The organism is Heliomicrobium gestii, assembly GCF_009877435.1.
GTDB classification, from domain to species: Bacteria; Bacillota; Desulfitobacteriia; order Heliobacteriales; family Heliobacteriaceae; genus Heliomicrobium; species Heliomicrobium gestii.
The window spans coordinates 114249-135382 of the sequence record NZ_WXEX01000004.1 but is presented as its reverse complement, the minus strand read 5'-3'; the positions used below and the strand labels follow the sequence as shown (position 1 = coordinate 135382).

Annotated in this window: 24 protein-coding genes; 15 read left to right on the top strand and 9 right to left on the bottom strand. The window is 59.4% G+C overall.

The features are described 5' to 3' along the window. Positions 1-13: 13 nt before the first annotated feature. The 12 genes from GTO89_RS05940 to GTO89_RS05885 all read left to right on the top strand — a co-directional run bounded on the left by GTO89_RS05940 (position 14) and on the right by GTO89_RS05885 (position 12321). On the top strand, positions 14-1117 hold the full coding sequence (locus GTO89_RS05940) for an ABC transporter substrate-binding protein (protein ID WP_235920268.1): 1104 nt from the start codon (positions 14-16) through the stop codon (positions 1115-1117). Between the two features lie 38 nt (positions 1118-1155). Continuing rightward, entirely contained in the window at positions 1156-1947 is a 792-nt protein-coding gene (locus GTO89_RS05935) for an ABC transporter ATP-binding protein (protein ID WP_161261144.1), read from the top strand. Beyond that, positions 1944-2750, top strand: a complete 807-nt coding sequence (locus GTO89_RS05930; RefSeq protein WP_161261143.1) for an ABC transporter permease — start codon at positions 1944-1946, stop codon at positions 2748-2750. The genes GTO89_RS05935 and GTO89_RS05930 overlap by 4 nt, the downstream gene beginning before the upstream one ends. A gap of 143 nt (positions 2751-2893) precedes the next feature. Next, positions 2894-3718, top strand: coding sequence for an ATP-dependent sacrificial sulfur transferase LarE (gene larE / locus GTO89_RS05925; RefSeq protein ID WP_161261142.1), 825 nt, complete (start codon positions 2894-2896; stop codon positions 3716-3718). Between the two features lie 229 nt (positions 3719-3947). Beyond that, a complete protein-coding gene (locus tag GTO89_RS05920) occupies positions 3948-4415 on the top strand; it encodes a PilZ domain-containing protein (RefSeq protein ID WP_161261141.1) in 468 nt (155 codons plus the stop codon). 168 nt (positions 4416-4583) lie between these two features. Then, positions 4584-5135: an adenylyl-sulfate kinase gene (cysC, locus tag GTO89_RS05915; RefSeq protein ID WP_161261140.1), complete on the top strand. Its 552-nt coding sequence runs from the start codon at positions 4584-4586 to the stop codon at positions 5133-5135. A gap of 41 nt (positions 5136-5176) precedes the next feature. Next, positions 5177-5506: a 4Fe-4S dicluster domain-containing protein gene (locus tag GTO89_RS05910; RefSeq protein WP_161261139.1), complete on the top strand. Its 330-nt coding sequence runs from the start codon at positions 5177-5179 to the stop codon at positions 5504-5506. Positions 5507-5526: 20 nt separating this feature from the next. Then, positions 5527-6252 carry a GDSL-type esterase/lipase family protein gene (locus GTO89_RS05905; RefSeq protein ID WP_161261138.1) on the top strand — a complete coding sequence of 242 codons (726 nt, stop codon included), beginning with the start codon at positions 5527-5529 and terminating at the stop codon, positions 6250-6252. A gap of 113 nt (positions 6253-6365) precedes the next feature. Beyond that, entirely contained in the window at positions 6366-7550 is a 1185-nt protein-coding gene (locus tag GTO89_RS05900; protein WP_161261137.1) for a calcium:proton antiporter, read from the top strand. Positions 7551-7690: 140 nt separating this feature from the next. Next, entirely contained in the window at positions 7691-8545 is an 855-nt protein-coding gene (locus tag GTO89_RS05895) for a DUF4367 domain-containing protein (protein WP_161261136.1), read from the top strand. A gap of 122 nt (positions 8546-8667) precedes the next feature. Then, a complete protein-coding gene (locus GTO89_RS05890; RefSeq protein WP_161261135.1) occupies positions 8668-9528 on the top strand; it encodes an ABC transporter permease in 861 nt (286 codons plus the stop codon). 192 nt (positions 9529-9720) lie between these two features. Further along, positions 9721-12321, top strand: coding sequence for a plasmid pRiA4b ORF-3 family protein (locus GTO89_RS05885; RefSeq protein WP_161261134.1), 2601 nt, complete (start codon positions 9721-9723; stop codon positions 12319-12321). Between the two features lie 71 nt (positions 12322-12392). On the opposite strand, the gene GTO89_RS05880 is transcribed toward GTO89_RS05885, so the two are convergent. From GTO89_RS05880 to copZ, 7 genes are all read right to left on the bottom strand, one after another. Further along, positions 12393-12791 (bottom strand): DUF350 domain-containing protein, encoded by a 399-nt coding sequence (locus GTO89_RS05880; RefSeq protein WP_161261133.1) that lies wholly within the window; start codon positions 12789-12791, stop codon positions 12393-12395. 24 nt (positions 12792-12815) lie between these two features. Next, on the bottom strand, positions 12816-14042 hold the full coding sequence (locus tag GTO89_RS05875; protein ID WP_161261132.1) for a glutathionylspermidine synthase family protein: 1227 nt from the start codon (positions 14040-14042) through the stop codon (positions 12816-12818). A gap of 12 nt (positions 14043-14054) precedes the next feature. Next, complete coding sequence (locus GTO89_RS05870) at positions 14055-14474, bottom strand: hypothetical protein (protein WP_161261131.1); 420 nt, start codon at positions 14472-14474, stop codon at positions 14055-14057. Between the two features lie 28 nt (positions 14475-14502). After that, entirely contained in the window at positions 14503-15261 is a 759-nt protein-coding gene (locus GTO89_RS05865; protein ID WP_161261130.1) for a hypothetical protein, read from the bottom strand. A gap of 250 nt (positions 15262-15511) precedes the next feature. Then, positions 15512-15772 carry a 30S ribosomal protein S18 gene (rpsR, locus tag GTO89_RS05860; protein ID WP_161261129.1) on the bottom strand — a complete coding sequence of 87 codons (261 nt, stop codon included), beginning with the start codon at positions 15770-15772 and terminating at the stop codon, positions 15512-15514. Positions 15773-15823: 51 nt separating this feature from the next. Further along, a complete protein-coding gene (rpsF, locus tag GTO89_RS05855) occupies positions 15824-16114 on the bottom strand; it encodes a 30S ribosomal protein S6 (protein WP_161261128.1) in 291 nt (96 codons plus the stop codon). Positions 16115-16330: 216 nt separating this feature from the next. Beyond that, the gene (gene copZ, locus GTO89_RS05850; protein ID WP_161261127.1) at positions 16331-16540 is read right to left on the bottom strand and encodes a copper chaperone CopZ; all 210 of its coding nucleotides are present in this window, start codon (positions 16538-16540) and stop codon (positions 16331-16333) included. Between the two features lie 155 nt (positions 16541-16695). Here copZ and GTO89_RS05845 point away from each other — a divergent pair, with 155 nt between their 5' ends. Next, a complete protein-coding gene (locus GTO89_RS05845) occupies positions 16696-16857 on the top strand; it encodes a hypothetical protein (RefSeq protein ID WP_161261126.1) in 162 nt (53 codons plus the stop codon). A gap of 30 nt (positions 16858-16887) precedes the next feature. Here GTO89_RS05845 and GTO89_RS05840 read toward each other — a convergent pair whose 3' ends face one another. Beyond that, positions 16888-19329: a heavy metal translocating P-type ATPase gene (locus GTO89_RS05840; RefSeq protein ID WP_204758172.1), complete on the bottom strand. Its 2442-nt coding sequence runs from the start codon at positions 19327-19329 to the stop codon at positions 16888-16890. 26 nt (positions 19330-19355) lie between these two features. Continuing rightward, positions 19356-19694 (bottom strand): metal-sensitive transcriptional regulator, encoded by a 339-nt coding sequence (locus GTO89_RS05835; protein ID WP_235920267.1) that lies wholly within the window; start codon positions 19692-19694, stop codon positions 19356-19358. Positions 19695-20171: 477 nt separating this feature from the next. Between GTO89_RS05835 and GTO89_RS05830 the strand changes: the two genes are divergently transcribed. Then, positions 20172-20570 carry an ATP-binding protein gene (locus GTO89_RS05830; protein WP_161261124.1) on the top strand — a complete coding sequence of 133 codons (399 nt, stop codon included), beginning with the start codon at positions 20172-20174 and terminating at the stop codon, positions 20568-20570. 59 nt (positions 20571-20629) lie between these two features. Beyond that, positions 20630-21106 carry a chemotaxis protein CheW gene (locus GTO89_RS05825; protein WP_161261123.1) on the top strand — a complete coding sequence of 159 codons (477 nt, stop codon included), beginning with the start codon at positions 20630-20632 and terminating at the stop codon, positions 21104-21106. Positions 21107-21134: the final 28 nt, after the last annotated feature.

The window sequence follows — 21134 nt, the reverse complement described above, 5'->3', positions numbered from 1 at the left end:
GAGTGTGACGTCATTGAAGCAATGGATGGGAAAACCGACCCTGCGCAAGGTGATCGCTGGCGCGGCGATTCTCGCCATGACCCTGTTGGGGGCGGCGGGGTGTGGCGCCCAGACGCAAAAAGAACCAGCCGCCAAGGGCGCTGCCGCCTCGGCGACGGGCGCAAAGACCAAATTAAACGTAGGCTATCTGCCCGCTCCCGGCGATGTGCTCTTCTTCGTCGCCAAGGACAAGGGTTTTTTTGACCAGGAAGGTCTGGACGTGGAGATGTTCCAATTCACCAACTCCGGTGAAGGTCTGAACGCCATCAAGAGCGGCAAACTCGATACGGGCGCCTTTGGAACGGCGGCGCCCCAGACCTTCATCGCCAAGGGGACGCCTTTCGTCGCCATTGCGGGCATGCAGAGCGAGGGCCATGGGATCGTGGCGAAGCCGGAGAATGTGGACCGCTTCCGGACACCCCAAGGCTTTGTGGGCCAGCGCGTCGCTACGGTCCGCATGTCCACAGGCGACGCCGTCTGGCGATATGGTCTCTCCCAAGCCGGTATCGACTGGAAGACCCAGGTGACGATCATGGAGTTGGATTCACCGGCGGCGGTCATGGAAGCTGTCAAAAAAGGCGCCGCCGACGCGGGGAACGTCTGGGCGCCCTTCACCGAGATGGCCGAGCAGCAGGGGCTGAAAGTGGCCGATTGGTCGTCCAGTTACATGCCCGGCCACGTCTGCTGCCGTGTGGTCGCCACGGAAGATGTGCTCAAGGCGAAGCGGGACGCTTTCGTTCGTTTCGACAAGGCGCTGATCCGGGCCTATGAGTTCTATAGCCAGAATCAGGACGAGACCGTCAACATCCTCGCCAATTATGTGAAGATCGACAAGGAATTGATCAAAAAATCCACCTACAGCGGACATATCCACAGCATCCCTGATCCAGACAAAAAGCGGTTCACCGCTTTCTGGGAAGCGATGAAAAAGGATGGGTACATCCAGAGCGACCTGGACATCAGCCGCTTCGTCGACCCTGCGATTTACAAGGAAGCCCTTGACCAACTTCAGGCGGCCGAGCCGGGAAACGGCGCCTACAACCGGTTAGCCTCTGAGTATGCCGCCAATAACCGATAAAGAGAGGACGACCTCGACGGGAAAGGACGTGACCCCTGGTGGCCTTTTTGCGCATGGAATCGGTGGCGCTGAAATATCCCACAGATGAGCGCTGGGTCCTGCAAGACATCGATCTGGAGATACGGGAGGGCGAGTTCGTCACTGTGGTCGGCCCCAGCGGCTGCGGAAAAAGTTCCACCATCGGCCTGCTCTCCGGTCTGATATCGCCGACGCACGGGGATATCACCTGGCAGGGAAGACCTATTGAAGGGCCCGGTCCAGACCGGGCCGTCGTTTTTCAGGATTACTCCCTCTTTCCCTGGATGACAGCGATCGAGAATATCCGCTTCGCTCTCGAACAGTCGGGCGACGGTTCCCGGGAGTCGGCCCTGCGCTACCTGGAATTGGTGGGCCTGAGCGATGCCCGCGATAAATACCCCGGCGAACTGTCCGGGGGGATGCGGCAGCGGGTGGCCATCGCCCGCGCCTTTGCCCTTGATGCGCCGGTCTACCTGATGGATGAGCCCTTCGGCGCCGTCGACGCCAAAAACCGTATCTACCTGCAAGATGTGCTCTTGCGTTTGCGTGAGGAAGGAGAAAGCCCGCGGACGGTGGTCCTGGTGACTCATGATATTGATGAGGCCCTTTATCTGGGCGATCGGGTCGTCATTTTTTCGCCCGGCCCCGGCCGGATCCGGCGCGTGATCGACGTTCCCTTTCCGCGCCCACGGAAACGGTTTCAATTGGTCCATGATCTGAACTACCGGGTGTTGCGCAACGACATCCTAACCCTGCTGCAGAATGGCCTGTTAGAGGAGTTGGAACTGGTGGAAGGAGGGGCAGGGATATGAGGAGCGCCGGACAGAGCAGCCAGGCAATGAGCCAAACACTGAGCCAGATAAAGAAACAAACCGGACGCGATCGCCTGCTGATCCTATCAGCCATCCTCTTGCTTTGGTTTTTGGCCACCGATGCAGCGCCCGTTCTCGATCCCTTTCTGTTTCCGTCGCCTCGAAAGGTAGCCCTGCTGCTTTGGCAGGACGCCCCTGTCTTCGGCAAAAGCATCGTCAGCTCCCTCTATCTCCTGGTGAGCGGTCTTTTTCTGGCTGTCGTGACGGCCATCCCGCTCGGGCTGGTCGTCGGCTGGCAGCGCCGGTTGCACCGGGCCATTGAACCGGTGACCAACCTGCTGGGGCCCATACCGCCTATCGTCTACATCCCCTATGCCATCGCCTTGCTGCCAACCTTCACCGCCTCTTCGGTCTTTGTCATTTTCGTGGGCGCCTTCTGGCCTCTCTTCATCAACACGGTGGCAGGCGTCCAGGCCGTCGAAAAAGGTCTCATCGATTCGGCTCGGACGCTGGGCGTCAACGGGTGGACGCTCGCGACCCGTGTGCTGCTGCCGGGCGCCATGCCCCATATCCTCTCCGGCGGTTCGATCAGCCTCGTCATGGCCTTCATTTTACTCACGGCTGCCGAGATGATCGGCGCCACCAGCGGTCTTGGATGGTATGTCAAGTACTTCTCCGACTTTGCCGATTACAGCCGGGTGGTCGCCGGCATCGTCGTCATCGGATGCGTCGTCCTTCTGTTGATGACCCTATTTCGTCGTCTTTCCGATCACCTGCTGCGTTGGCGAAGGGTTCGCCAGTGACCGGGTTCGGGTACCATCGGAAAGCATGGGGCAATAGTCAGCACTGGATACCGGGATAAAAGATGATAGTGGGAAGGGTGACAAGGTCTTCGCGCCGAATTATAATGGGTGAAATCGTGTTTATAACGGAGGCATACAGGCAGATGACGAAGACACCCGTTGAGACGACCGAAGCCAAATATGCGTCGCTGCAGGCAGCCCTACGGGAAATGGACCGTGTTCTGGTCGCTTTTTCCGGCGGCGTGGACAGCACCTTTCTGCTCAAAGCGGCTTACGACACCCTGGGAGAAGGGGCGCTGGCCGTCATGGGGATTTCGGAGACGGTGCCCAAGGATCAGATCGCTCAGGCGAAGGATCTCGCCAAGCGCATCGGCGCCCCCTTGCTGACGACGCCCACCGATGAGTTTACGCGGGAGGCCTTTGTGCACAATGGCCCTGATCGGTGCTTCCACTGCAAGACAGCCCTCTTCGAGACCTTATGGCAGATCGCGCGGGACCGTCAAATCCCCTTTATTCTCGATGGCAACAACGCCGATGATGTGGGCGATTACCGGCCGGGGATGACGGCGGCGAGGCGGATGAATGTGCGCAGTCCCCTGCTGGAGTCGGGGTTGACGAAGGCGGAGATCCGGACCCTGTCCAAAGAACTTGGCCTCCCGACCTGGAATCAGGCGGCATCCCCCTGTCTTTCGTCGCGCTTTCCCTATGGCACTCCGATCACCCTGGAGGGGCTGGACCGGGTGGAAAAGGCGGAACAGTACCTGAAGGGGCTCGGCTTTTATCAGGTGCGGGCGCGCTTTCATGACCGCCTGTTGCGCATCGAGGTGGAACGGGAGAGCTTGGGCAAGCTGACCGCTCAGGCCGACGAGGTGGTTCGCTATATGAAAGGCCTTGGCTTTACCTACGTCACCCTCGACCTGACCGGTTATCGCACCGGCAGCCTGAATGAGGCGTTAGAGAGCAGATAGGGCGAAAAGACTGACGAAGCTCGTCATGATGATGACAGATGATGATCAAAAGAATCCCTCCTTTTCGGTGGCTTGGCGAGCCGACCGGAAAGGAGGGATTTTTTTCTTTCCGTGACATAGATTTTCGTTGACGAACGGGCATTGCTCCAGTACTAATAATAGAAAAAGGAAATTTCAGGTGGGAAAAAGATGGAAGGCGACATCACAAAAGCAAGGTGGCAGATGCCGTATGGGCGAAGAGCGAAGGAAACATCAACGGTTGTCTCTGCACGACAATCCATTGTGCGCCACAGCCAAGCTGGCTGTGGAAAAAAGAGCAGGTCAAATCCGGCATAGCGATGGCATCGATCTTTGCGTCTTGAACATCAGCCCCGGCGGCGCTCAATTGTTGTCCCACTTGCGCTTTCCGACTGCGGGGGAGTATCCAGAACTTACCATGCATCTGCAGACCCGGCTGTCCGGCGCATTAAAAGAAGAGGCTCGGATTGTCTGGCGAAGGGAAGAAGGGGATTTATACCGATACGGTGTCGAATTTATCCGAACCGAAGAGGAAAAGGAACATCTTCTTCGCGTTCAAATCCATAACGCCGAGACTTTTTTGCAGAACAGGGATATCGCCAACATGACCCTTCACTGCAATTTTTGCGCCAAAGCGAAGTGCCCGATCCAGACCAAGAAAAGAGTCGTCGAATGCTGACCCCCACTGCAGGGGCAGGAGAGCGGCGGTAGGACGGTAAAGAGGCACCGGTGGAGGTTCTGACGCATACTGTGGAGAACAACACTGGGCCTCTTTGCCTTGACATCGTCTTTGCTGTTGGCCCTGGTCGAGTCATCTGTCATGGGGGAGCGGAAGGATGGGGGTTCTATGGTTTGCCAAACCGTTCCCAGGAAAGAGTCGGGGTTTACGCTCTGGTTGACAGGGCTTTCGGGAAGCGGAAAATCGACGCTTGCCCGCATCGTTGGGCTGGAGGCCGGCGCGCGGGGGCGGAAAGTGGAGATCCTTGATGCCGATGAGGTGAGGGAGCACCTTTTTCCGGAGTCAGGGCTGATCCGGCAGGAGCGGTATAACCAGATCAAGCGGGTCGCCTACCTGGCAAAGCTCTTGTCGCGCAACGGGGTATTGGTCATCTCGGCCGTTCCCTCGCCCTACCGGGAGATGCGCGAATATGTGCGGGCACAGCATAGCGGCAATTTTATCGAGGTATTTCTCAAAGCGCCCCTGGAGACCTGCATGGCTCGGGATGTGCGGGGACATTACCAAAAGGCCTTGACCGGGGGGATTCGCTGGTTCACCGGGATCACGGAGCCCTATGAGGAACCGCTGGATCCCGAACTGATCGTCGAGACCCATCGCGCCACCCCGGAAGAAAGCGCCCGGCGCATCATTCGCAAGCTGGAGGCGTTGGGTTATCTGTAGCGAAGCGAGCCGGTTCGGTTCCCAGAAGGGTGGTGTGTTCCGTGGTTGTCTTGATCGATCGAGACCTCTGCAACGGTTGCGGAGGCGGGTACCGCTGCGCCAACATCTGTCCGGGAAATCTCCTGACGCCCGGGGAAGATGGCAAAATCCAATTTCGCGAGCCCTCCCTTTGCTGGGACTGCACCGCCTGCCTGAAGGTCTGTCCCCGCGGCGCCCTGGTCTTGCGACTGCCCAATGGCGACGATGGAACCGATGGCGCGATTCTCAAGGCCAGTATGGGGAAAGATACCATTCGCTGGACCATTCGTTTTGCCGATGGGCGGATAAAGGTTCTGGAGGTGCTCAACCGGCGAATACCGGTGGACTTTTAATGGGACGAGGTGGCTCATTGATGAGACGGAGCGCTGTTTATCTCGGAATAATCCTGCTGTTCATGCTGCTCGCCGGCGGGTACTTTCTGTTCCATGGGAGAGCCGAATCGCCGCCGCTCGTTCCCTTTGCCGAGCGCCCGCCCTTTCGTCTCGTCGTCCTCGGCGATTCCCTGTCGGCCGGCTATGGCGATGAAAGCGGCAAGGGCTACGCGGGAAACCTGAAGGATCATTTTGAGAAAAAGCGGGACAGGCCTGTAGAACTGGTAAACTTCGGCGTCAACGGGTTGCGCTCGGAAGGTCTCCTGGCGTCGCTGGGCAGGAACGAGGTGACGCAGGCGCTGTCAGCGGCGTCCCACGTGGTGATTTCCATCGGCGGCAACGACGTTTTCCGGGGAGAAGCCGATATCGGAGGCGTTGCCGAGGCGGTGATGCAGAAGCGTAGAGCCGATTATGAGCGCAATCTGCAGGCGATCCTTTCCCGGATCCGTGCATTGAACGACGCCGCGCCGGTTCGCTTGATCGAACCGTATAATCCCTTTGGGGGGACGCCGTTGCAGGAGCGGGCGGAAGGGGAGCGCGCCCTTTTGCGCGGGATTACGGCGAAGGAAGCCGCCGCTTTTTCCGGTGTCGCCCTCGTTTCGGTGGGATCGCTGGAGCCGGCTGCCCTGGCTGAGGATCGCTTCCATCCGAATCGTGAGGGATACCGTCGCATCGCCGACAAGGTGTACCAGAGCTTTGAGCGGTGACCCTTCTTTGCAAATTGGCGGAAATTTAAGCGGACGGAAGGGGGATAAGGCTGGAAACGATCGGGGCAGATACCGTAAAATAAATTGAAATCAACTCTTGCGGAGGGAACTCGATGACATACCTGCGTTACCTGTTGCTCGCGCTGCCGCTGATGGTGTACTTCCGCTGGAGCGATCCAGAGAGCGGTTGGGCCTTCCTCACCGCCGCCTTGAGCATCCTGCCCCTGGCTGGATACATGGGCCACGCTACAGAGGAACTGGCTGAACATGTGGGGCCGAAGTTGGGCGGCTTTCTGAACGCCACTTTTGGCAACGCCACAGAGTTGATCATCGCCTTGTTCGCCCTCAAGGCCGGTCACCTGGAGGTGGTCAAGGCGTCGCTCATCGGTTCGATCATCGGCAACATCCTCTTGGTCCTGGGTTTGTCCGTCCTTGTCGGCGGGCTGATGCACGGCGTCCAGCGTTTTAACACGGAGACGGCCAAAATCAACGCGACGACCCTGTTGCTGGCCATCATCGCCATGCTGGTGCCGTCCCTCTTCATGCATTACCACTCGGCTGTCGACGGTGCGCCGGTGAAACTCTCCGTCGGGGTCGCCGTCATTCTCCTGCTGGTCTATGGCGCCGTGTTGTACTACGGTTTCCGCCAGACCGGCGCCGGAGCGGACGCTTCGCACAGCCGTAAGAGCGGTCTCCCGGCCGATCCGCTGGGCATAGCGGCAGAGACGAGCGGCATGATTGCCGCCACAACGGGCCTTCCATCGGAATATGCTCCGGCGTTGTCCACGCCGGAGGTCGCCGGCAAGGGGGACAACCCGCCTGCAGACAGCCACGGCGCAGGATGGTCGAAGGGGAAGGCGCTGTCCGTCCTTGTTGTCTCCACTGTCGCCGTCGCTCTGGCCAGCGAGGTCCTTGTGGGTTCCCTTGAACATACGGTGGCGACGCTTGGTTGGCCGGAAGCCTTTATCGGCATCATCTTGATCCCCATCATCGGCAATGCCGCCGAACACAGCAGCGCCGTGATGATGGCCGCCAAAAATCAGATCGAGGTGGCCACAGAGATCGCCATCGGGTCCAGTATCCAGATCGCCCTCTTCGTCGCGCCGCTGCTCGTATTGGCCGGCTTGATCTTCGGCCAGCCGATGACTATGGTCTTCAATGAGTTCGAACTGGTGGCGATCGTGCTCGCCGTATGGATCGCCAAGTCGATCAGCAAAGACGGTGAGACGAACTGGCTGGAGGGACTCATGCTCCTGGCCACCTACGGCATCGTCGCTACCGGTTTTGCCTTCGCCTAAGCCGAATGATAAAAGTCAAAAGGGCCACCGTCGTTGGCGCGTAAGGCGCTGGCGGCGGTGTTTCTTTTTCGGTCATCGTCAAGGATATGCATAGTCCGGCTAAAAATGGCAAATACCATCGCCAAGGAGGTCGGACGGAATTGAAAAAACATCGCAAAATCGGGTTCACCGCCATCGGCGTCATCGCCTTGCTTACGGTCGCTTTCACCCTGCCGCCGGTGCGGCAGGCGACCGCCGATTTTCTTTCATTATTCCGGGTGCAACAGATGCAGACGATCAAAGTCACGCCAGAACAGATGGATCAGATGGCCGAATCGATCCGTTCCCGTGTCGGCGAGGTGAATCTGCAGCAGTTTGGCGCCGTGGAGGTGATCGAAAAACCGGAATTACTGACCCTCTCTCTCGCCGAGGCGCAAAAGCAACTCCCCTTTACGGTGAAAGTGCCCTCCCGTCTCCCCAAAGGCTTACGCTTGGCCGGCACGGTGACCCTTTTTACGGGCGGACTCGCAGAGTTTCGACTTCAGGCGGAGCCGGTGAACCGGCTGCTGGAAAGCCTTGGCGCAGAGGCGTTGCTCCCTGCCGATTTATCGGGCAAGGCCTTTCGCGTCGGCATCCCTGCGGGGGTTCGCCTGACCTGTGAAAGAACGGAGGGAGGGCAGGCCGTTCTTCTCGATCAATTTGCCAGCCCCGAGATGACGGCGCCGCCGGGCGTCAACGCCGCCGCGTTGCGCAAGTCCCTGCTGAACCTGCCGATCCTGCCGAGCGATCTGCGCAACCAGTTGGCGGCCATCGAAGACTGGCAAAACACAATGGTTGTTCCCTATGCCGAGGGCCGCATGGAAAAGGTGGATCTGGGCGGACGGGAAGCCCTGTATGCAAAAAATATGCACACCGGGAAAAACAGTCTCTTCTGGGTGGACGAGGGCATCCTCTACCGGCTGGAAGGCGATCTCGACAAGGAAGGGATGGCCGAGTTGGCCCGTTCGCTGCGATGAACACGGGAGAAGACGGTGTGTCTGTCGCGCAAGTTCTCTCTCTGCGCCGCGATCAAAGGCAAGCGGAAACGGGGAACGTCGATGCGTCCCTATGCTTGCAGGTTGCAGAGGGGGTCTGAGCGATGCTGATCCTTGCCCGCCTCACCTTTCTGGAAGGGGCCCGCAAGAAGGTCTTTCTGGCGGCGATCCTGCTCGCGCTGGTCTTCCTGACGCTCTATGCGATCGGTCTTGATTTTGCCGCGCGGGAGTTTCAGCGGTTGCAGGCCTTGCGGGGCCAGCAGCCGCTGCTGCGCCAGATCATCGGCAACCAACTGTTGGGATCAGGCCTCTATTTTGCCTCCTTTCTAATGACCCTTTTGGCCATGCTCGCCGGTGTGGGCGCCATCGCCGCCGAAATCGAAACAGGGTTGCTAGACGCCGTCGTTTCCAAGCCTCTTCCCCGGCGTTCCGTCATTGTGGGCAAATTTGCCGGTCATGCCGCGATGATCGCCGGTTTCGGCTTGCTTCTCTACGGAGGCGTCCTGCTTCTGAACGGGCTCTATAACGGGAAGACGCTATCCCTGCTGGACGCCGACCATGTCCTCTACGGCGCCTTTCTCTTCGTCTTGCAACCATTGGCGCTGCTGGCGGCGGCGATGCTCTTCAGCACCCTCCTGCGCCCGCTGACCGCAGGGATTGTGACGGTGCTTCTCTATGTTCTGGCCTCAGTGGGCGGTTTTTTGGAGCAAATCGGCAGTCTGGTTCATAAAGCAGACCTCGTCGATATCGGCATCGCCGTCAGCCTGGTCATCCCCATCGACGCCCTCTTTCGCAAACTGATGACGGTCCTGACGGTCCAGGAAGCAACCCCGGTGGCCACCCTGGCCCAGGGACCCTTCGGCGCTCAGTCGCCGCCGAGCGGCGCCATGGTCGTCTACGCGACGGGCTACCTGCTGGCGGCCCTGGCCGGTGCTGTCCACTTTTTTGAGAAAAAGGATTTGTAAGGCAGGAATGTCGGCGAGGGCAGCGAATAGGGATAGCGTATAAAAGAACAATCCGCATCTCTCGGGGACGCTGCAGCGGCTCTGGGACCTCGGAGAAACATGTGACACAACTGAACTTCAGAAAACGTTTTTCTGGGTCCCCGTTCATACGGGGGCATTTTTATTGGGGGCAGAAAGAAGGGTAAACGACCGATGAGCCAGTCGAACATCCTTTCCCTGAACCGAAAGGGGGAACTCAGGGAAGGGTTTTCCGGGCACGACTTTGTCGGCGCCCATGGGCAGAGGGAAAACCGCTGGTTCCATTCGGTATTTAGCTTTCGCGCCGCCTGGCAAGGCCGGGGCAAGTCGTTGATGGTATGTCTGGGCCAGTTGAGTTTTAATCCCACAGACACGTCTTTTCTGCTCTGGCAGGAGATGAGCCGGCAGGAGTGGCAGATGGAAAGCTGCCACAGCAAGGAGGTTCCCGTCAGTCGCGATGAACTGGGGCAGGTTGTCCAGTGCCTGCTCCGCTATTGGCAGGCCATCGATGGTCGGGTGGATGATCTATCGGCCATCGGTGAACAGTGGCCTGAACTGGGCAAACTGATCGGCGGGTTGCGGCCCCTGCCGGCCCTATCGACAGAACAGAGCCGCAGGCTGCTGCAAAAACTCCGTCCCCGCAGTATGTCGCCTGACGATGCCATCTTCGCCTGGCTCCAGGCGTGGCAGAACCTGGACGTTGAATTGGCAGGGGCGCTCCGGGGCCCGCTGGGCAATCCGGAGGAATCCCCTTGGTGGGAGGTCTTGGAGCAGCGCCTGCTGGAGGTGGATCTCCCTGTCAGTGAGCCCATGGCCCCCTGGCACCTCCACGCTCGCATGCGCCAGCGGCTGGCGCAGCGAAAAGGCATGGATGGCAGGTCAGGGATCGGTTCCGGCCACGGGAGCGGCAAAATCGCCGAATTCATGGTGGAAGACTTGCTGAATGCGGCGCTGATCGTCCCCTGGAAATCGGAGCATGTCCACCTGCGTCCCGTGCCGGAAACACGGCGACGTTTTGGCCATCCGGAAACGACCCACCAGTACCATGTCCGGTGGTTGAAGAGCACGGTCATCGAAAAGCCGCTGATCCTGGACATTCTCGGCCACCCCTATGTGGAATCGCAACTGGACTTCACCCTTTACCATGCCGGGATGCACTGGTGGATCCGGGAGGTCCAGGCATCGGAACCGCGTTCTTTGACCATGGCCGAAAAGGTAAAACGCCTTCGCCAGCCCTTCGAGTACCGGGTCTATGATCTGGGGCGCAACCTGCTGCGGGTGACAGGCTGTCTCGACGGCAGCGACGAATTGTTTTCGCCCCTGGTGCGGGTCAACTACTATTGGGAAGAGCGGCCTTCCCATTGGAAGAGCTTGCTCGACGCAGGGCAGGACTATCGCTGCAGTTTCTATCTGCTGGGCCAGGAACTGATCATCCTGGGCAAGGATGAAAGCCGCATCAACCTGTGGGAGCGCCGTCTGTTCAGCCGCCAGTCGCCTGCGACGGAGCGGGGGCTGTTGCCTCTCTGGCTCTACCCGGCCTTTTCGGAACGGCTGCGCAGTGTCGACGCCCCCTCGTTCGGCGAATGGCGCCGGGGATTGATCAAGGCGTTGTCCCTTTTGAACCAAGAGGAGGCGGGCCTGCCGAAGGAGTGGCGCCAGGAGAACGGGGACGCTCCGGCGCCGGAGGTGTACTGGTCCCAGGTGCTCCGGGCCTGGAGCGAGTGGCTTGATGATGGGGAGCGGACCGATCTGGCCCAGGCGATCGTGTTGCTCGGCAACCGGATGGGCGCCTCGCCCGAATTGTTGCTGCGCCCAAATTCCCTCGCCCGCGGGTTGTTGCTCGAATACCTGGCCATGGCCTTGCCGACCGATCGCCACTCGCCGGGTCTGCGCCATGAACCGGAGCTGCTGCACCACCGGCTGGCCGAGGTTCTGCGCGACTGGCGGGAACAGCCCTTCGGCTTTTACAAGATGCTTGAATGGCGCTCGGAAAGCCGATGCTTCCTCCATGACCTTTTGCGCGGCGAGGAATGGGAACTCTCACTGAGCAGTTACTTCGAGCCGCCTGGCGCGGGGCAAGCCTTTGTGGCTCGTCTCCTCCCGCTGCCGGGAGACCGCTGCTGCCTGCTCGGTTGCATGGAGGTGCAAGAGCGTCTCGTCCGGCCGTTGCAGGAACACTTTGACCGGCGCCGGAGAGAGCGGGCGCTGTCATGGGACGCCTATCTCACCGACGCCGGTTGGGAACTGCTGGGGGAGGTGGTGCGCTTCCTGCGCAGGTCCCTTGCCATTCTGCCGGACAGGACGGCGACAGGACAGCCTCCCGCTGCCGGTCATGGGACCGAGGGGAGCCAACGCTCGATCTACCGCTTCCGGGTAAAACAAAAAGGGGCTCGCGGTCTTTGGCGAGATGTGGAGGTGGCGGGGGAACAGACGCTTCACCAATTGCATGAGATCATCCGGGAGGCCTTTGACTGGAAGGACGACCGCCGGTACGCTTTTTATCTCAATAATCACCTTTTTGACAAAGCTGCCGAATTCGGTGGACCGCGCACAGGGTCGGCGGCTCAGGCCAAAAGCGCCCAACTGGACCGGCTGAATCTCCAGTCCAGGCAGAAGTTCGCCTATCTTTTCGATTTTGACAACGAACATATCTTTGAGATCCGGGTGCGGGATATTGCGCCGCCCGAACCAGGCCTCTTCTACCCGCGGGTGGTGACGGAACAGGTAGAAGTTCCCCGGCAGCGCTTGAAAACGTCGGAGGCGCTGGAAGAGTAGAAGAATAAATGCCGATAAAAAAGGCAAGCCCGCTTTTTCGCAGGAAAAAAGCGGGCTTGTTTTTTCATGGGTTAGCTGATGCAAGCGTTGATGATCACGCCAAGGGTGATGAAGATGCCCGATTGGACCCAGGCGACGGCCATATTGCCCTTTTGCAATTCTTCTCTCGTCGACAGCTTGGGCGTCATCCAATCGAAGAGAAGGTAGGAGAAGATCATCAGCGCGGCCCCGAAGAGACCCCAGATGACGGTCTCCTGCAAGGTGTCGTTGTGGGAGATGGCTGACCAGAGGATCAGGCCGAGGCCGAACATCTTGGCGAACAGGGTGAGACCCACGGCCCCGTTGCCCTTTTGAATCTCCTCCGAGTCGTCATAGGGAGTGACCCGGAAAAAGACCCAGACGGCAAATGACAGGATCAGGGCTGAAACGGCGAAATAGAGCAGGGCATTGAGAAAGTTCTCCGGAACCAACGGAATCGCTCCCTCCTGTCAGTGTCATTCAATCAGGGTGGGCGCCCAGCACACGTCCAGGGGTCCCACGATCAGCGGGCTCAGGCGCGTATAGTAACCGACGAATTCATCTTTTGCGCAGTAGGCGCCGATGGTGGGCAGGAGGCGTCGCTCTCGAATCCGTCCATTGCGCATCGCTGGAAACGATACGGCGATCCCATCGACCCGTTCCTGGTAGACGGCGTCATCTCGTTTTGCCTCATGAATGGAAAGGGCCTCTGTGTAAACGATGCCCAAGCCTTCCCGATTGTGCAAGGGCTTGATCAGCGCAGGGCGGCCCAGCAGGGGATCGGGATCGAGGGCGGTGTAGGGGATGTAGCGTTCCAGTGTTTGACGGAGCGGCGCCGGCAATTGCGGGGCGACCAACCAGAGCAGGGCGAAAAGCGCCTTCGAGTGCAGGATCAGCGTTGAAGGCGGGTTGATCAATCGCAGCAGCCCTTGGTCGAGACTGTCCACAAACTGAGGTCCGCCGGGATCGCGAGCATACCACTCGACGGAATAAAAGCTTTGCAGCAGGTCCACCGGCGCGCCGCCCAGGCACAACCGCCCTGCGTGGTTCACCGAAAGCGCCTGCACATCGCCGATCAACGCGTGGCAGGGGTAGTCAGCCAGCTCCCGGATCAGGGAAAGGGTGGCCATTTCCTCCGGATCGGCGCAGAAGCCGACGATGGCTGTCACCGATTCACTGTTTCCGCCTTGACGCTGGAAGGATTCGCGGAGCCCCTCGCCGATCCGGTCGGCCAGATCGGCATTCGGGTCTTTCAGGCTCCGGTGAAACAGGCGCGCCAGTTCCGGTTGCAGCCGGCAGGCCTCCACCTGGCCAAAGGGCGTCTCGCTGTTGAACTCAAGCAGCTTCGGCCCATCGCCGGTCCAATACCAGTCAAAGCGCCCGAGGGCGGTGAGATAGGGGAGCGGCCGCTTGAGGCATTGCGGCTTCAGGATATCGGGGATCCCGAGGGCGTCGAGGGCTTCCGGGTTGCTTTCGAGGAAGCGGGCGATGGAATGAAACAGCTCCGTTACCCGCGCCTGGGCCTCCCGGATCGCCCGATCTTCTTCTGGCGTAAGGACGAGGGCGTGCAGGTTGAGGAAGTGCTGCCCCCGGCCGTCAAAGGCCCAGGAGAATGTATAGTCTTGTTCAAAACGGTCGACGAGCGCTTCCCAGCGATCCAGATAGGCTTCTCGATCTTCGAACAAAACAGGGGAGATGCGCAAGCGAAAGCCTCCCTAAAAGAGCAGGGCGCCCTGGTATTCGGGCTTACGGAACTCAAAGTGGGCTTCTTCCTGGGGGGATACGGGATGATAGAGGCAGAGATAAGACAGACCCAGGGCGCAGAGCCCTTCGGCCAGTGTGATGGCCATATCGCCGTCGACGACGACCCACCGCTGCAGGAGCCATTTCGTGAGGGCTGCCTCCACGGTCGGGGCAAGGGGTTCTTTGGGCATATACTGACCTACGTCTTCGGGGAGCTGAAGCAGCCAGTGTTCCGGCCGTTCGCCGAATCGGGGATAGTAGGTGAGGAGGTAGTGGCGTTGCTGTTCTTCCAGGCGGATGATCACGTCTTCAACGACCTCGGCGGAGAGGGGCGCATTTTTTGTCAAAGAGAGGGATGCCATGGCTTGATCCACATCAGTGAAGAGTTGCACAGGGAATCCTCCTTTCCATATCGTCAAGTCAGCCGCCGCTCGAGGAGGAACCGGAACTCGATGAGCCCGACCGGGAGCCCGAAGAGGAAGAACCGAAGCTTGATGTAGAGCCGGAAGAGCCGAAGGAACTGCTGGAACTGCCGGAACTCCGGATCGCATTACCTGAGTCGCCGCTTGTCGATGTGCTTGGTTTACTGCTGCTGGAACCGCCGGTCGATTTACGCGTCACCGTGCCGACGCCGCTCGAGGTCGTCGGTTTGGAAGCGCTCTTTGCCGGCTTTACGTAACCGGGGTTTGTCGTCCAGGAGGTGGGGTGCTTTGACCCCGTGTAGGGCACATAGGTCCCGTTATCTCTCCGGACGAGCGAATTGCTGGCCATGGAACCGGTATAACTGTGATAGGGGAAGTAGTGGCCTCCGCTGTAGACAAAGATGTCGTTGTCGTCAACATCGTCCTCGTCGTCTTCATCATCACCGTTGTCGGCGATAGACGGTTGGACAGCGCCGTTTGGAACATCGCCGCTTTGCGTCGCCGGTTGAACGACGCTGACCTGGTTATTGTCAGGAGGAGGGGGCGCGGGTTTATCGGTGCAACCGGCGATTGTCAGGGACATACCCAGCACGGAAGCGAGGGCTACCGTCTTTCGCCAGGGAATCCGCCGGTTTCCTCCAGCCCAGTTGAGCATTTCCAGAGGCTCTGAAGCAGCAGGCGAAGGCGCCGCAAGGCCCGATTCATCCTGGGAAGGTGGTTCAGAGGGAACGGAACCGGACGCCAAGGGCTGTTTCAAAGAGAATCACTCCTTTCCGGGAGCGGGCGCCTAGAGGTGTGTAGCGGTGTCTCCCGACATCATATTCTCCCGTTGAGGGAAAATGGTCATTACGTCATTGCGATACATGCGTTGAAAAAATTCGACATTTAGGCGGAAAAACCTACTAAAAAACGAAACCGGAGGATCTTTTTTGAGATCTCTCCGGTTTCGCGATAACCAACGTATCATCTGCGGGAAAGTCAGAACGACATTCCCCTAGACCCTTGGGCTACTCGTTCACAGTGAACGGCAGAAGGGCCACGTGGCGGGCCCGCTTGATGGCGGTGGTCAGCTGGCGCTGGTGCTTGGCGCAGCAACCGGACACCCGGCGGGGAAGAATCTTGCCCCGTTCGGTGATGTACTTGCGCAGTTTGCCTACTTCCTTGTAGTCGACCGATTCAATCTTGTCGACGCAGAAGAAGCAGATGCGGCGGCGGGGACGGCGTCCCTTGCGGCCTTTGCGTTCAGGCTTATCGCCTCTATCGTGCATGGTTCAAACCTCCTTTTCCCTCTGGTTGGCAGGATGATTCCGGCGGGCGGGTTACTGCTCGTCTTTACGGACGACCAGGAAGCGGATGATGTCATCCGAGATCTTCATGACGCGCTCCAGTTCTTGGGCGACAGCAGGTTCGCCCTTGAAGTTCATGAGGAAGTAGAAAGCCTCTTTGAACTTGCTGACTTCGTACTGGAGCCGGCGTTTCCCCCACTTGTCCACCTTGACAATCTCGCCACCTTGTTGGGGAATGAGGTTGACGAACTTGTCCATGACCCCTTGCAGGGCCTCCTCTTCCAGGTTGGGGCGAACCAGCACAACGGCTTCGTATTCGCGCACAATCGGCACCTCCCTTCGGACATATGGCCCCGCCTCAATGAGCGGAGCAGGGAGTGGCGTGAGCCACACAACTAAAGAATTTATCATACTTTGGAGAACGGCGCAAGGGAAAATGCGAAATTGCTTCTGCAACCACCGGAATGGCAAAGAAATGGTCAAAAAATCCCCGCCAGTTCGCTGGCGGGGGAGAGAGAAACCGGTTATGAAGCAGAGCCTTTAGGACACAACATCATACCCAGCGTCATCAATGGCGCTTTTGATGGCGTCGATTCCGGTCACCGTTCCGTCAAAGCGGACGACAACCTCCTTGGCGGCCAAATCCACCGCCACCGTCGCCACACCCGGCAACCCTTTCAGCGCCTTTTCCACCGCTGCCTTGCAGTGCCCGCAGGACATGCCTTCCACTTTCAATGTAACATCCGTCATAGAGAGCCCTCCTTACTATTTTATACTGCCGGCCGGTCAGGCCGGACGGTAACAGGGGTTGAAAACACTGATTTGAAATATAATGCGTCTATCACGTTCCGTTATAGCTCGCTTTAAGCCGCCTTTTCGCAGAGCGCCCAGGGGGAATCCGGGACGTGAGCGGTTTGCGTGGAGCGGCGAAGAGCGAGCGCAGCCGGTGGAGCGTCCGGCGCGCCATCGACATGCAGAAAAACCCCAGAGCTTTGGCGCGCCAGCGAGCCGCCGCGGAACGCTTAGCGAACGGCCCGGATTCCCCCGACGCCAATATGACGACATAGTGGACTGTTTTATCGGCTGTGAGCGGGCGCTCATGACGAGTACGGCTCAAACCGCCGCAACCGCAACGCGTTCATCACCACTGACACGGAACTGAAGGCCATGGCGCCGCCGGCGATCACCGGACTCAGGAATCCCGCCGCCGCCACCGGGATGCCCAGGCTGTTGTAGATCATCGCCCAAAACAGGTTCTGGCGGATGTTGGCCATGGTGGCCCGGCTGAGACGGATGGCGGCGGCGATGGCCCGCAGGTCGCCTGACATGAGGGTGATGTCGGCTGCCTCCATCGCCACATCGGCGCCGGTGCCGATGGCCATGCCCACATCGGCCATGACCAAGGCGGGCGCGTCGTTGATGCCGTCGCCGACCATAGCCACCACATGGCCGTCGTCCTTGCGCTTTTGCACCTCTCGGGCTTTGTCCTCTGGGAGCACCTCGGCGATGACATGGTCGACGCCGGTCTGGCGGGCGATCGCCTCAGCAGTGCGGCGGTTGTCGCCGGTGATCATCCAAACCTGGATCCCCATCGCCTTCAACTCGGCGATGGCTTGCGCCGACGATTCCTTCACCGTGTCCGCCACGGCGATGGCCGCGATCACTTGGCCGTCCAGAGCGAGCAGCATGGCTGTCTTTCCCTCGCTCTCCAGTTTTTCCATGAGCGGTTCATGGTCCTGATAGGACAGTCCATGCTCCCCCATCAGGCGGCGCGTGCCCAACAGGGCTTGCCGCCCGTCGATGGCAGCGATGACGCCATGGCCGGGAATCGCCTGGAATCGTTCCGGATCCTTCAAGACCGAATTCTTTTCGGCGGCTTTCTTGACGATCGCTTCGGCCAGGGGGTGCTCGGAGGGTTTTTCCACGCGGCCGGCGATGGTCAGCAGTTCTGCTTCCCGGCCTGCCCAGTTGCCGACGCCGATCAGGTCTGTCAACTCCGGTTTGCCTTTGGTGATCGTCCCCGTCTTATCGAGGATGACCGCAGTCACCTTATGGGCGTTTTCCAGGTGTTCGCCGCCCTTGAAGAGGATGCCTTTTTCAGCGCCCTTGCCGGTGCCCACCATGATCGATGTCGGTGTGGCCAGGCCAAGGGCGCAGGGGCAGGCGATGACCAGAACGGCAGTGAAGTTCAGCAGCGCCCGGGTGAAATTGCCCGGTTCGACGACGAAGTGCCAGGCGAGGAAGGTGACGACGGCCAGGGAGACGACGACTGGGACGAAGTAGCCCGAGATGGTGTCGGCCAGCCGCTGGATCGGCGCCTTCGATCCCTGAGCCTCCTCGACAACGCGGACGATCTGGGCCAGCGCCGTGTGACGGCCCACCTTGGTCGCCCGGAATTTGAAACTGCCCTGCTTGTTGAGGGTGGCGCCGATGACGCTGTCGCCCGGCTGTTTGTCCACAGGCAGGCTTTCGCCGGTCAGCATGGATTCGTCGACGGCCGAGGCGCCTTCCTCAACGACGCCGTCGACAGGGATCTTTTCGCCGGGACGGACGATGACCCGATCACCGGCGAGCACCGCCTCTACGGGGATGTCCTGTTCGCGGCCGTCACGGATGACACGGGCGGTTTTGGCCTGAAGGCCCATCAATTTTTTGATCGCCTCGGAGGTGCGGCCTTTGGCTACCGCTTCCAGTGTCTTGCCCAGCAGAATCAAGGTGATCAGGATGGAACTGGTCTCATAGTAGACATGATCGGTGTGATGGGCGCCGGAACTGAAAAAGGTGAAATAGACGCTGTAGAAGTACGCCGCCGATGTGCCCAGGGCGACCAGCACGTCCATATTGGCGCCGCCGTTTTTCAGCGCCTTCCAGGCGCCCCGGTAAAAGGACCACCCCGCGCCAAACTGGACCGGTGTCGCCAGCAGGAACTGGGTCTGCTTGGCGATCAGCCAAGCCGGTAGCGCAAGGCCGGTCATCTCGCCGATCATGATGAGCAGCATGGGCAGCGAGAGGGCGGCCGACCCGCCGAAGAGGAGCCACTGGCGGCGCAAGCGCTGCTGACGGGCCTCCTGTTCGTCGTCGGCGCACTCGGCCGCTTCGGCCAGGCGCGCCTGAAAACCGAGACCGACGACAGCGTCGATCAGATCCCCTGTCTCAACTTCGCCGGAGTAATGTTCGACCACTGCTTTTTCCGTGGCCAGATTGACGGAGGCCTTGATAACACCGGGAAGGCGGGTCAGTTTTCGCTCGATGCGGTTGGCGCAAGCGGCGCATGACATGCCGCCGAGGGCGAGTTCGGTCCGCTCCGCCGGCGTCGAGTAACCGAGGTCGGCGATCTTTTCCACGAAGCGTTCGACGCTCGTTGCCGCAGGGTCGTATTCGATGGTCGCCTTTTCCATGGCAAGGTTCACATTGCAGGTCGTCACACCGGGGAGTCTGCCCAGTCCCCGCTCGACCCGGCTCGAACAGGCGGCGCAGGTCATCCCCGATACAGGAAGGGTCACTTTGGCGATTGCGGCGCCGCTGGATTCGTCCGTCATGGACATCGTTCCTTCCGTAGGGTTTGCTATTTCATAAACCGATCGAGCACATCGATCAGTTCCGCCACCATCTCGTCGCCCCGATTCTCCTTGATGGCGGTGGTGACACAGCCGCGGGTGTGATTTTCCAGAATGGACAGGCCCACCTTTTGCAGGCCTGCCCGGGCGGCGCTGACTTGCAAGAGAATATCGACACAGTAGCGTTGGTCTTCGATCATTTTGGTGATGCCGCGCACCTGCCCCTCCAGGCGGCGCATGCGGTTGATCAGGTCTTGCCGGTTGCGGTCCGGCAGCATGGGGCTTTTGTCTGCGTCTCCAGGGGAAGGGGGTGATTCCAGCGTATTTCGGTCATCAAGAGTGTTCATCGGGAACCTCCTTCGATACAATACCCTAGGTAGGGTATCTGTAGAAAATGTACTTCATCGCACAAAGGCTGTCAACAAGTATTTCTGATTTCGACAGCGAATACACACTGACAAAAGGATTCCGGTCCCTTGCGGCGAAATAACACAGGTAGAACAACAGGCGCGCCTATGGATAGACGCCGGCAACGCAAGATTTATGAGAGAAGCCATGCTCAAATCCGGGAAAGCTTACGTTGCAGGCAAGAATGTCGCGCAGGCGGCGACCGCTGATCCCCTTGGAGGATATCTGGTGGGACGAATCGAATAGAAATCAATAGGAAGAACGGATCCAAACCAGCGGCGACAAGAGTTTCATGACGAAGGGAAAGGCATGCGTTGCCTTTGATGCGGACCGTGACGCGGCGTTGTGAACGCCTGCGGCTCGGGAGGGGGGGGCTTCGGTAACGAAGTGAATCGTCCGAAGAAAGGGAGTACCTGATGGCGGCGATAAGATGTTTACGATTCGCCAGTTCCCTGACCCATGTGGAAGAAGCGGTTGAGCAGGTGATCGGCGAGGTGAAATCCCTCCCCTGGGAGGCGATGGACCTTGACTTCATCAAGCTGGCGCTGATTGAAGCGCTTGTCAACGCAGTGGTTCATGGGAACGAGGGGGATCCCGAAAAAGAGGTGACCCTTCGCTTTGCTGTCGAAGAAGACCACTTTTGGGTGGAGGTCTCTGATCAAGGCGACGGTTTCGATCCCCAATCGGTGGCAGCCTTTGATCTGCTCAGCGAGACGGGGAGGGGGTTGCTGCTCATCCGGGCCGCCATGGATGAAGTGACCTTCAATGAAAAAGGCAATACCATCCGGCTGGTGAAACACCGACGGGCGAAATAACCGCGGCTGTGTAGGATCGCATCGCCTGTTACGGCAGGCAGTGAAGGGAGGAAGGGCGCATGAGCCAAAGCAAAGGCGATTCGAGCGAGATCCAATTGGTCGTCTTCCGGCTGGGCACGGAGGAATACGGGGTGCCGATTACGCAGGTCCAGGAAATCAACCGGTTGCTCACGCCGACCAAAATTCCGCAGGCGCCGTCTTTTGTCGAGGGGATCATCAACCTGCGGGGGAAGATCATCCCGATCATCGATCTGAAAAAGCGTTTCGGCCTTGTTCAGGAAGAACATACGGCGAATACGCGCATCATCGTCGTGAATGTGGAGCAACATACGGTGGGCATCATCGTCGACGCTGTCACCGAGGTGCTGCGCATGGCCCAGAGCGCCATTGAACCGCCGCCGCCGATGATCAGCACCATCTCTGCCGACTACTTAAAAGGCGTCGGTAAAGTGGACGAACGACTGCTCATCCTGTTGGATCTGGACAAAATATTGACGGAGCGGGAAAAAGCCGAGTTGACGGCTCGCCCGCTGTAAAAAAACGCCAAAACCCTGTGGATGGAAC